Raw genomic sequence first — 11,503 nt, 5'->3', positions numbered from 1 at the left:
GACGGCCCGCAACGGTGACAACGGGTTCTTTGTTCCCCTCAGCTCAAGATTTAGTCGATGAAGACACCGACGCTTGCCGCACGGCCGATCGCATCGATCACCGTCAGTTTCGAGTAGCCGCCACCATCCGGCATCCATTGATTGGTGCGGCGGCGAGAAAGATCGGGTAGCGGCTTGCCGTTTGCAAGCCAGCGGAACGGCGCCCGGCCGCCCTGCAGTTTCAATATCAATGGCGAAAGATCACCGCTTCTTGCGCCGAGATCGACATGCGCGCCCTCCGGCGGATAGACGATCTGTGGCGCCTGCTCTCGGCTGGAGGTGGAAAGCAGTCCGCTGGCATCTGTCGAGAAACGCCGCTGGCTCACCGGCAGATCCGCCTGGGCGATGCGCATGGCGCCAGAGGGCGGGCGCGGCAAAGGTGTGGTTGCAATGTTCGATTTTGCAAAAGCCTCAAACAGGATGGGGGCTGCCGTGCCGTAACCGGTCGATCCCGGCACCGCGCCATTGTCGGGCCTTCCCACCCAGACACCGAGCACATACCGCCCGTCGTAGCCGACTGACCAGGCGTCGCGATAGCCGTAGCTGGTCCCCGTCTTGTAGGCGATGCCGCGTTGCGGGGCGCCTGCCGGTGGAATGACGCTGGAAAGTATATCCGAAACATTCCAAACGGCGACCGGCTCCAGCAAGGGCTCGCCGTCTATCTTGCCGGGCACGGCAGTTACGCCGTCGCCGATGCGAACCGGCTCACCCCTGTTGGCAAGCGCCGCATAAAGCTGCACGAGGTCTTTCAACGTGATGCCTACGCCGCCGAGACCAATCGCCAGTCCCGGCGCTTCGTTCGGCGGCAGGATGGGGCGAACGCCGGCCCGGCGGAAGCGGACCAAGAGCCGCGCCGGATTGACGGCGTCAAGCAGCCGGACGGCCGGCACATTCAAGGAAAGCTGCAATGCCTCGCGGACCGTCACGTCGCCTTGATAACTCATGTCGAAATTACGCGGCCGGTAACCGAAGAAATCGGCAGGCCGGTCCTCGAGGATCGTTTCCTGGCTGACCAGTCCCTGTTCGAAGGCAAGACCATAGATGAAGGGTTTCAGGGTCGAGCCGGGCGAGCGGCTGACACGCGTCATGTCGATCCAGCCGGAACGGCTCGCGTCGAAGTAGTCCGCCGAGCCCACTTCGCCGACGATTTCGCCGGTGCGCGCATCGGCCATCACGATTGCGAGCGAAAGTTTCGCAGGAAGTTTCATCGCGGCACTTTTCGCCGTCGCTTCAAGCCCTGCCTGTATCTGCTTTTTCAGCGTCGTGCGATGTTCGCGCTGGCTCGGCTTGCTGCCAAGCGCTGCTTCAGCAAGATGCGCGGCAAGGGCCGGAAGCTGCATGCGCGTTGCCGGAACGAGTGTCGCCTCGGCGCGCTCGGCCTCACCCTCGCCGATGACTTCGGCCACGGCAGCGCGATTCAAAACGCGTTTTCGTGCGGCTTCCGCTGCCGCCAGGTTCCTGTCGGGGCGTCGTCGTTCAGGAAGCTGGGGAAGGGCAACGAGAAGGGCAGCCTGTGCAACTGTCAGCCGCTTCGGCTCCTTGCCGAAATAGGCAAGGCTTGCGGCCCGCACGCCTTCCAGATTGCCGCCATAGGGTGCATATGTCAGATAAAGATCGAGTATCTCTTCCTTCGAAAGCCGCCGCTCGATCTGAATGGCGCGCGTCACCTGGAGGATTTTCGCCGAAAGCGAACGTCCGGCGCGCGGTTCGATCAGCCGCGCCACCTGCATGGAAAGTGTCGAGGCACCCGATACGATGCGACCGTTGGTGACCAGTTGCAGGCCTGCGCGCCCGATTGCCAGCGGATCGATGCCCCGATGCTCGTAGAAGCGCCGGTCCTCATAGGCAATCAGCATGCGCATGAATTGCGGGTCAACGTCCGCGACCGTGGTTTTCAGACGCCAACGCCCTTCCGGCGTCGCAAAGGCGCGCAGCAACTGACCATCGGCATCAAGCACTTCGGCCGACACCGCACCGGTCTTATCGAGCGGCGGCGGAAAGGCCCTATCGGCAGTGTCCAGCGCAAAAAGAACCGCGCCGGCAAGAATGAAACCGGCCGCAGTACCAATCGTGAGCTTGCGCCAGAGCCGCATTATCTTGCTGCGACAACCTCCATCTTGCCGGTCGCCGTGCGAGCCGAATACTCGGGACGGTACATATCTTCAACGGTCGCCGCCGGATGGTCATAAGCGCCCGGGGTGACGGCCCGCACGATATAGGCGACATTGATTTCCCGGTTGTCGTCGGTGGTCCGATTGAAGGCGGCAACAAAGCGATCGTTGCGGAATTCAGTGTGTGCCGCCGTCTGTTCGCCGATCCAGTCGAAATTGGTGAGCTGAGCACTGTCGACCAAGCTCGGATTATCGATCTGGAGGCCGGCTGGCAGCAGATCGGTCACGACAACGCGCGACGGCCAGGCGTTGGTTTCGGTGACGTGCAGCACTACCACGTAACGCTCGTTCTGCTGCGCCTCACTGACATTTGCCGGCTCGCCATCCAACGTGTAATAGGTGCGCTCGATAGCAAAGCCGTTGCCTCCTGCAGGCAGCGGCGTGACGGGTGCTGCAACTGTCGTGACGACCGCCGACACCGGCTCGGCCATGGCGCTCGTCAGCGTCAGGGGATTGTTCATCAGCGCGTCGCCGCTCATCTTCGCCATATAGGCACCTGTATGTAGCGCGCCGTTGACGTCCACCTTCAGCGAATCATCGCCGCTCTGGATCGCGCGCGCAGCAAGCAGCGTCCAGGCCTGTTCCTGGGTGCTCGTCCACTTGCTGCGGTCCCATTCGCGGCCAACAGCTTTTGCCAGTTCCGGTATGACTGGCGGGACGGGGCGGCTTTCGGCCGCAAGTGCCAGGATGGCCGCACCGTCGCGCAGAATAGAGCCGTAATCGGTGCGCGAAAGATTGACGCGCTGAACGATGGAATCCTCGGTCATCTGCAAAGCGTCGACGAAGATATTCTTCGACCGCGTCGCATCTCCGTAAAGTGCCAAAGCCGCGGCGACGTGAGCTTTGGCAAGCGGCGTCGGGAAGTCGTTGATCATCGTATCGGCGTAGTAGCGCAGATCGCTGATCGAGGCTTTCCTGTTGCGGGCAAGAACATAGATTGCATAGGCAATTTGATCGCCCTGCGTCTTGACGTCAACGTCGTAGCTCAGCGCGTTCTGCAGGTTCTCGAGCGCTTGGACCAGCGCGCGGTCAGGCACGTCGTAGTTCTCTTCACGCGCCCGCGTCAGGAAATCAGTGACATAGGAGTCGAGCCAAAGATCGCCTGAATCGGGTCCCCAAAGGCCGAAGCTGCCCGCCGATGCCTGATAGGACAGCACACGATAGATCGCGTCCTGGACACGCTTCGTGACGTCGGCATCGCCTTCGAGCCCGTTTTGTTTTGCAAGATCGCTGAGATAAAGAAGCGGCAGCGCGCGGCTCGTCGTCTGTTCGGCGCAGCCGAAAGGATAACGGTCGAGCGACATCAGCAGTGCGGGAATGTCGAAGGCGGCCGAACGCGTGACGTTGACGCTGACCGAGGCGCCCGGCAAAACGCTGTTGGCCAGAAGTTCCTGGTCGACCCTCAGTTTCGCCCCCGGTTTTAAGGCGATGACGCGCCTTTCGGTCACGGGCAGGGACGATGGGCGGACCGGTATGTCGACTGTCTGATCAAGCGACAGTCCAGATGCATCCGACAGATTGATCGAAACAAGGCCGTTGCCGGGCTGCTTGCCGATCACCGACAGCGTGAAATCGGATTTTTCACCGGCATCCAGATGGATTGTCCGGGAAGCTGCGGCCCCCTCGATGCCGACGGCTTCGTTGCCCATCAGCTGCAGTCTGAAATCGCCGGCGGGCGCATCGGTATTGGCGATATCGAGGCGCAGTTGCGCCGTGTCGCCGGGCGCCAGGAATTTCGGCAGGCTGGCGGTGACGACCACCGGATCGCGGATGACGATATCCTTGACGCCGTGGCCGACCCCGTCCTTGGACCAGGCAACGGCCATGAGACGCGCCGTGCCGTTGAATTGCGGAATGTCGAAGCGGACATTCGCCCGTCCTTCGGCGTCAAGCTTCACCGGACCTTTGAAGAAGGCGACGAGTTTTTGCGTCGGCGGGCTGGCCTGCAGCGCCACCGTGCCACCATCGCCACCGGTTCTAAGCTTGCCTGTCGTGCCGAGAGAAGCGTCAATCAGGCGGCCATAGAGATCCCGGATTTCAAGACCGAGCTGGCGCTGGCCGAAATACCAGTCCTCGGGATCGGGCGCCTCGTAACGTGTCAGGTTGAGGATGCCGACATCGACGGCCGCAACCGTGACATAAGCATCCTCAGTGGCTCCAGCACCCGATACCGCAAGGCTGATGTTCAACGGAGCGCGCGGCAGCATTTTTTCCGGTGCATTGACTGTTACCTGCAGTGCGCGCTGCTCGGGATCGACCTTCAGCCATTTGATGCCGATCGAGCGCATCGGCATATGGCTGTCCTGTGCGTCGCCCGGACGGAAGAGAGTTGCGGTCACATAGGCGCCAGCGCCCCATTCGGCGGTGACTGGGATCTCCACTTCGCCGCCAGTCTCGCCAATCGTGGCATTTTGTACGGCGATGAGGTCTTCCGTTCCGGCCGTCACCATCAACTCGCCGCCATAACGCGAAGAAATCTTGAGCTTCGCCGTCTCGCCTGTCCTGTAGCTCGCTTTGTCGAGTGCGATTTCAAGGCCGTCTGGCGTTTCGCTCGAGACAGCCTCCACCATCCATCCGGCATTGAATTCAACACTTGATACCGGGCCATCGGTCTCGGGGCTTTCGACTTCAAGTCGGTAGCGGCCCCAGCCGACCTGCGATGCGATCTTGCCGCCATCCAATCCGGTATCAGTCGTGCCGCTGGCAACCTGGCGGGCATTGAAGGCGGTTTCGTATTTCCACGCCGTGCCTTCCCGATACCATTGGTATTCGCGCTCAAGGAGCGAAAGCGTCCAGCGAAGCCCCTTCATTTCCTGCTTCTGGCCGTCGGCCGAGACGCCGATCACGTTGAAGCTTGCGATCGAGTTCTCGGCAATATCACCTGAAAATTCAGGCTTGATGCCGATTACCGGCCCCTGGTTCTTGACCGGGATCACGAGCGAGCGCTCAAGCGCCCGGCCGCCCGTTTCCTGCATGCGGACATGGATCGTCGCGTTCAACAACTGCGTGGTTGCCGGAAGATCGCCGATCGCAAGATCGGTCGTTGCTTGGCCGTTCTCGTCCAGTTCCGGCAGGCCTTCGATCGCCTGGCGGCTTTCTTCGTTCGCCTCCTCGTCAGAAAGACCGAAGAAGTAACCCGGGAAGCTTTGGCTTTCGCGCGTCGGGTTGATGACGACATCGCCTTCGAGCGTCAGGCCGGCTGCCGGCGCGCCGTAAAGATATTTACCGCTGATTTTAATCGTTGCCGGCGTATCGGGACCGATTACCTGGGCTTCGGTCTTCAGATCCAGCTCGGTGCGATCGGGAACGAAATCATCGACGAGGAACGTTCTGGTGCCGATCGGGGGGGCCTTGGGGTCGGTATGGACGTTCATCGTCCAGCTGCCGCGCATGGCATTTTCCTGAATCGGCAGATCGATCAGGTAGCCGCCGACGTCGCTGCTTTGCCGGATGATGCGCCGGTCTTCGACGCCATCTGGTCGCATGAAGATGAAGGTCAGCGGCAGCTTCTCGATCGCCTTGCCATCCGTATCGCGGGCAAGGGCAGTGGCATGGACGATTTCGCCCACCCGATAGATCCCGCGCTCGGTCCAGGTCATGACATCGATAGCCCCGGGTGAGGCTCGTCCCGTGACGCCGCGATCGGACAAGTCGAAGCCTGCACGAGTCATGTCGACGAAGACGTAGTCGGACGCCCCGCTCCGGGCAGCCAGGACGGCTGGCGTGAGTGCTGCGGTGCCGCGCAGCAGCCCGGCAGTGAAGGTGGCTCGGCCGCTTTCATCCGTCGTCGCGGTGCCCAGAACCTCGTTGTTTTTGGCAAGCAGTTGCAGTTCGACACCGGCGATCGGCTTGGCGGAAGCGAGCGAGCGCGTAAAGACGTTGAGCCCGTCGGCTCCGGCATAGGTTGTAACGCCGATATCGGAAACGACGAACCATTGTGTCGCTTTGGAATCCCACTCGTTTTCCGGCTTGTCGGCAGGCGAGGCGGTCAGAACATAGATGCCCGGCTGGCGCTTGGGCAGGACTTCATCGACGGGGAAGCTGGTGACGACATCTTTGTTAAGAGCGTTGGCGATCTCGATTGAACCCTGCCACACGAGTTCACCGCTTTCATCCTGAATGCGCTGCGCGCTATAACCGTCGAGCTGCGTCAGGAACTGCGAACTGGTGAGGAGCGGAGCAATACCGCGATCGCCAATGCGGTAGAGCTTGAGGTTGGCAGTTTCGATATTGACGCTGATGAGCGGAACGCCGCGGTGGGCCGTCGAAGGCAGCACGAAGCCATCGCCGGTAAAGCGCACCATCTGAGAGCGGTCCTTGACGTAGACATCGAGGCTGACGGGTACGTCCAGGACTTCGTCGACGGAAGAGGGAAGGCCGGTGCGCAAGCTGATCTTGTAGGTTTCGCCGTGACCAAGGCCCTCGACGCAGATCTGCTTGTCCTTGGCCTCGAGCGCCTTGGGGACTTGTCCGTTCAGCGTTACAAACGGTGCATAGTCGAGCGACTTGACGAGGGGTTCAGAGAACGTCACGCAGGCACGAGGCGTCGGGCTGTCTGCATCGACATTGTGTTCGGTGATACGGAAGCCCTGTTCCGATTTGAGCTTTAGATAAGCTGCCTGCACTTCCCTGGAACTTGCCAGCGCAAGGCTTGCCTTATAGGCGTTGAGGGCCGCGCGGAAATTCGAATTCTTGGCGAGCGAGGTCGCAAGCACGGCAAGAGCCTCGGCCCGCTTTGAGGCTGTGCGCGTCAGTTGGTAGCCGTTCAACCCATCGACCAGTGCCTGGCCGAAGGCCTGGCTGTCAGTACCGCCGAGCGAATTTGCGGCGCGAGCCGTCTCCAGCCAGAGATCGGCATCGTCGGGCGCCAGCGCCAGCGCATGATGAAAAGCGTCGATCGCACCTGCGAGGTTGTTGGCGGTAAGATCAAGGCGCGCCGTTGCTGTCAGGCTGTCGACGGTCTGGCCCGGTTGAGCGTCGGTGAGCGCCAGATTGGCCTTGAAGTCGCGCGCTTGCTGGATGATGTCTTCCGACAGAAAGCTGAGGCGAGGGGGCGCACCGATATCGCGCTCGCGCGGTCCCGCCGTCGTTTCGACGACCCGACCGGCGATGGCGCCCGGAAATGCGTTCATCGTCTTGAAGTCGGACTTCAGGAAACACCATTTCACCTTGGGGTTATAGGTGAAAGCCTTGCAGCTCTTGTCACCAATGCACGAGGTCTTGCATTGTTCGAGCGAAACGTTCTGTTCGGTCCGCAGGTCAAAGCCGAAGAAGTCAGCGTCCTTGATCGTCTGGATATCTCGCTTCGTCTCCGCAGCTGTCGCGGGAAGGCTGGCCGCGATGGCTGAAACGGCAATGACGGCAGATGCAAAAAACGAGCGTACAGACATAGGTTCCCCCCGGTCGCTGGCGCTTCATTGCGGCACTCTCCTGCGGCCGAAAAGACTTGTCAATACAACTTCAAATTTAGAGATGCTTTTTATCAAAGGCTTACGCCACGTTTAGTGTTTTGTTAATGTTAACAATAGCTTAATCGAAAAATAATGCGTATCGGTCCGGAACATATCCCCCGCTTGCCCGTTATTCACCCAAGTTCCGCTGCTGCGCAGTCTTTCGTGTGCCGGGTGGAAAGGGCGTTTGGCCACGAATTGTTTTGCGTAAGCTGGCTTATAGGACAACCTCATGAACCAAAAAGTATTGATCGTGGAGGACGAGTTCTTGATCGCCCTCGATCTTGAAGCAACCGTTCAAGCCATGGGCATGGAAGTGACAGGGCTTGCCGCAAACAAGGAACAGGCGTTGCGTCTTGCGCCGACGGCGGACGTCGCTTTTGTCGACGTCAACCTGTCGGATGGTGCGACCGGACCGGAAATCGGCCGCCGACTGGCGCAAGACCACGGTATTGCCGTCGTCTTTATGACCGGCAACCCGGACATGGTGGCAGGAGGCATCGAGGGGACGCTCGGCGTCGTCAAAAAACCGGTCAAGCCGTCTGTCGTCGAGCAGTCGCTGAGATATGCCGTCGCACGCCGCAATGGCGCGCTCGCTGCCGTTCCGTCGCAGATGCTGGTCTTTGCCTGAGGCTCAGCCGCTGACGGGCGCAAGCCGCCCGGCGCTCACACCCGCGCCGTAGGCGCGAAGGAACGTCCTGACCGCATTGCGGGCGGCACTTTCAATCTGCTCATCGCTCGGCGTTTGCCCGAACAGCATCATGACCTGCAGATCCGCATTCGCGAGAGCAAGGAATTGGCGTGCCGCCACATCGAAATCTTCGATCGTCAGCGCACCGCTGGCGCTCAACCGCGCAAATAAGGCGCCGAGCGCCGAAACGATCCTGCCGGGGCCTTGCTGACGCCAAGTCTCGAACAGATGCGGATAGCGCTCACCTTCGTTCTGGACGAGACGGCGCAGGAACTTTCCGTCCTGGTTGCAAATGCAATTCTTGTTGATCCGGATCGCGAAGGCGACAAGGTCTTCTTCCAAATTGTCGGCATTGATCGGGAATGTTGCCAGCATCGAAAAAATCATCGAATTGGCGCGCTTCAGCACGTCGTCCACGACGGCGATGAACAAGGTCTCTTTCTCGCAATAGTGATTATAGATCGTTTGGCGCGAGACATTGGCCTCTGCCGCAATCTCGTCGATGCTTGCTCCTGCGAAGCCCTGGCGGCAAAACACGTCCGCGGCTGCTTCAAGGATGGAAGCGCGCTTCTTGAACTGGCCGCGCTGGGTCGGCTCGTCCAATTTCTTTTCGGATGGCGCGAAATTCTTCATCTCTCTATAGATAATGCGCCTTGACGTTTTAGACAACGTTGTCTAATTTTACATATGTGTCCAAAATAATTGACACGTCGGTTCGCATTCGCTGACGCCGGTCCCAGCGCGTCGGGCAGGCTGCAGCCGCCCCTCATTTGAATCCTTCGAAAGCAACGCGGCGGAGTAGATCCGCTTCCTTCGCTGCGCATTTATGAAAGATCATCAAAATGACCGCTTCATTCTTTCGCATTGCGATCATTCTCGGGCTGCTATCAGCCATAGGTCCCTTTGCTATCGACATGTACCTTCCCGCGCTGCCTTCGATCGGCGCCGATCTCGGTTCTAATAATAACGTTACCCAGTTGAGCCTTCTGTCGTTCTTCATTTCTTTTGCACTGGCCCAGTTGCTTTACGGTCCGCTGTCCGACATGTGGGGCCGCAAGCTGCCACTTTACCTGGGCATCAGCATCTTCACCCTTGCCAGCATCGGCTGCGCGCTGGCGCAAGACATAGAAACGCTGATCGCCTTCCGTTTTATCCAGGGCATCGGCGGGGCGGCCGGCATGGTCATACCACGCGCTGTTGTTCGTGACATGCACACTGGCGTTCAGGCAGCCCGTCTCATGTCGCTACTCATGCTCGTCTTTTCAATTTCCCCCATCCTTGCTCCGCTGGCCGGCAGCGCGGTCATCGAGTTCTACGGCTGGCGGGGTGTCTTCTGGGCGGTGATGGTCGCGGCCGTCGTCGGGCTCGTGCTGCTTGCCACACAGCTTGACGAGACTCGCCCGACGAAGGATCGTAAGGGCAGCAGCCTCGGCAGCGCGATGTCTGCCTATGGATTGCTTTTGCGCGACAGGAATTTCCTGACGCTCACCACCATCGGTGGTCTCGGGATCTCAAGCTTCCTCGTCTACCTCGCCAACTCGCCCTTCGTTCTGATCCAGCACTACGGCCTGACCCCGACGCAGTACAGCTTCGCCTTTTCCGTCAATGCCGTGTCCTTCTTCGCCGTTTCGCAGGCGACCGGATGGCTCGGAGAGCGTTTCGGCCTCGCTCGCGTCATGCGCTCAGCTGTCACCTTCTATTGCCTCGTCATGGTCGTGATGGCCGTCGTAATGGCGGCGGGCATCAACGAGCTTGCGGTCATGGCCGTCTTGCTTTTCATCGGATATGGCTTTCTCGGCCTTGTCATCCCAACGAGCGCGGTTCTTGCTCTGGAGGATCATGGTCAGATCGCAGGTACGGCCTCGTCATTGATGGGAACATTGCACTTCGTCATTGCGGCTGTCGCGATGGTGGTGTCTAGCCTGTTTGCCGACGGGACGGCCGTTCCGATGGCCGCAGGCGTTGCGGCCTGCGCGCTGCTTGCATTCGTCCTTACTCAAGCAACGCTCGGCCGCCGCGCCGCCGCAGCGCCGGCTGAATGACAATTGCGGCCGCTCCGAAGATGGCGCGGCCAGTTTTTCACGAATTGAGTAAAAAGGCGTCGCTTTCGCCTGGCACCAGTTCCAGCGGCCAGATCGTGTTGCGCGCGCCCTTGGGATAAAATTTCGCATAAGCGGGCATGGTCGCAAGCAGCGTTTCGGCCAGTTCGACACCGAGATCGCGCAGCGACATGCGAAAACAGGTGAGGGCAGGTTGCAGGAATTTAGCGCGCGGCTCTTCGCGGAAGCCGATCACTGCCAAATCGCGCCCCGGAACGACGCCTGCCTCGACAAGGCGTCGGTAAAGACCAATCGCCATCAGTTCGTAGATCAGGATGATGGCTGTCGGCTTGTTGTCCAGCAGCAGCAATTCGTGTCCGGCCTGATAGCCACCTTGTTCGCTCGATTTGACGCGGATGACGAGCTTGGGGTCGTAGGGGATGCCGTGGCGCTCAAGCGACTTTTGGTAGGCATCGACGAAGACATAGCCGAGATTGATGTCGCTCGAGGGTGCTGCGATCGCGATCCTGCGATGTCCCTTGGCCACCAGCCGGTCGACGGCCGATGCAGCTACGCCTTCGAAATCGAGATCTATCCAGGTGTAGTTGCCGCCCGATGAACTTCGTCCGAGCGCGACGAAAGGGATCTTGGCTTTCACCAGAAGATCGATGCGCCTATCGATCCGCTGCGTCGCTGAAAGAATCATCGCGTCGACGACGCGCCGCGCCACCATGCGCTTCAGATATTCGTAGGGATCTTCGTCGCTGGGGCAGGGCAGCATTACGAGGTCGAGCTTGTGGCGTGCAAGCACGCTCTGCAGACCGCCGGTGAGGCCGAGAAAAAAGTTGTCGCTATTTTCGACCGTTTCTTTGCTTGATTCGATCATCAATCCGATGACGTTGGTCGTGCCCTGCCTCAGGCTCCGGCCGGATTGATTTGGCACGTAGCCGAGCTCTTCGGCAGCCGCCAGCACGCGCTTGCGCGTTTCCTCGTTGACGTCCGGCTTGTCGTTCAGCGCGCGGGAAACCGTCCCAATCGAAATGTCGAGATGCTTGGCAAGCTGACGGATTCCCTTCATCGGCTGCGTTCTTCCTCCTCGATCAAAGCGCGTAG

6 protein-coding genes are annotated in these 11,503 nt (G+C 60.1%); 2 read left to right on the top strand and 4 right to left on the bottom strand.

Annotated elements, in window-relative coordinates:
• Window positions 1-50: 50 nt before the first annotated feature.
• Both pbpC and EV130_RS16055 read right to left on the bottom strand, forming a co-directional pair.
• Complete coding sequence (gene pbpC, locus EV130_RS16060; RefSeq protein WP_132660832.1) at window positions 51-2,132, bottom strand: penicillin-binding protein 1C; 2,082 nt, start codon at window positions 2,130-2,132, stop codon at window positions 51-53.
• A complete protein-coding gene (locus EV130_RS16055; protein WP_132660830.1) occupies window positions 2,132-7,600 on the bottom strand; it encodes an alpha-2-macroglobulin family protein in 5,469 nt (1,822 codons plus the stop codon). The genes pbpC and EV130_RS16055 overlap by 1 nt, the downstream gene beginning before the upstream one ends.
• Window positions 7,601-7,892: 292 nt before the next feature.
• Between EV130_RS16055 and EV130_RS16050 the strand changes: the two genes are divergently transcribed.
• Window positions 7,893-8,291 carry a response regulator gene (locus EV130_RS16050; RefSeq protein ID WP_132660828.1) on the top strand — a complete coding sequence of 133 codons (399 nt, stop codon included), beginning with the start codon at window positions 7,893-7,895 and terminating at the stop codon, window positions 8,289-8,291.
• Between the two features lie 3 nt (window positions 8,292-8,294).
• Here the strand turns inward: EV130_RS16050 and EV130_RS16045 are convergent, their stop codons facing one another.
• Window positions 8,295-9,020, bottom strand: coding sequence for a TetR/AcrR family transcriptional regulator (locus EV130_RS16045; protein ID WP_132660826.1), 726 nt, complete (start codon window positions 9,018-9,020; stop codon window positions 8,295-8,297).
• A gap of 173 nt (window positions 9,021-9,193) precedes the next feature.
• Between EV130_RS16045 and EV130_RS16040 the strand changes: the two genes are divergently transcribed.
• Window positions 9,194-10,393, top strand: a complete 1,200-nt coding sequence (locus EV130_RS16040) for a multidrug effflux MFS transporter (RefSeq protein ID WP_132660824.1) — start codon at window positions 9,194-9,196, stop codon at window positions 10,391-10,393.
• A 37-nt stretch (window positions 10,394-10,430) separates the two neighbouring features.
• Here the strand turns inward: EV130_RS16040 and EV130_RS16035 are convergent, their stop codons facing one another.
• Complete coding sequence (locus EV130_RS16035) at window positions 10,431-11,468, bottom strand: substrate-binding domain-containing protein (RefSeq protein WP_074064569.1); 1,038 nt, start codon at window positions 11,466-11,468, stop codon at window positions 10,431-10,433.
• Between the last annotated feature and the right edge of the window lie 35 nt (window positions 11,469-11,503).

The sequence above is a fragment of the Rhizobium azibense genome, assembly GCF_004342325.1.
GTDB lineage: Bacteria > Pseudomonadota > Alphaproteobacteria > Rhizobiales > Rhizobiaceae > Rhizobium > Rhizobium etli_B.
Note: the sequence above shows the minus strand (reverse complement) of the source record. Positions and strands in the feature narration are given on the sequence as shown.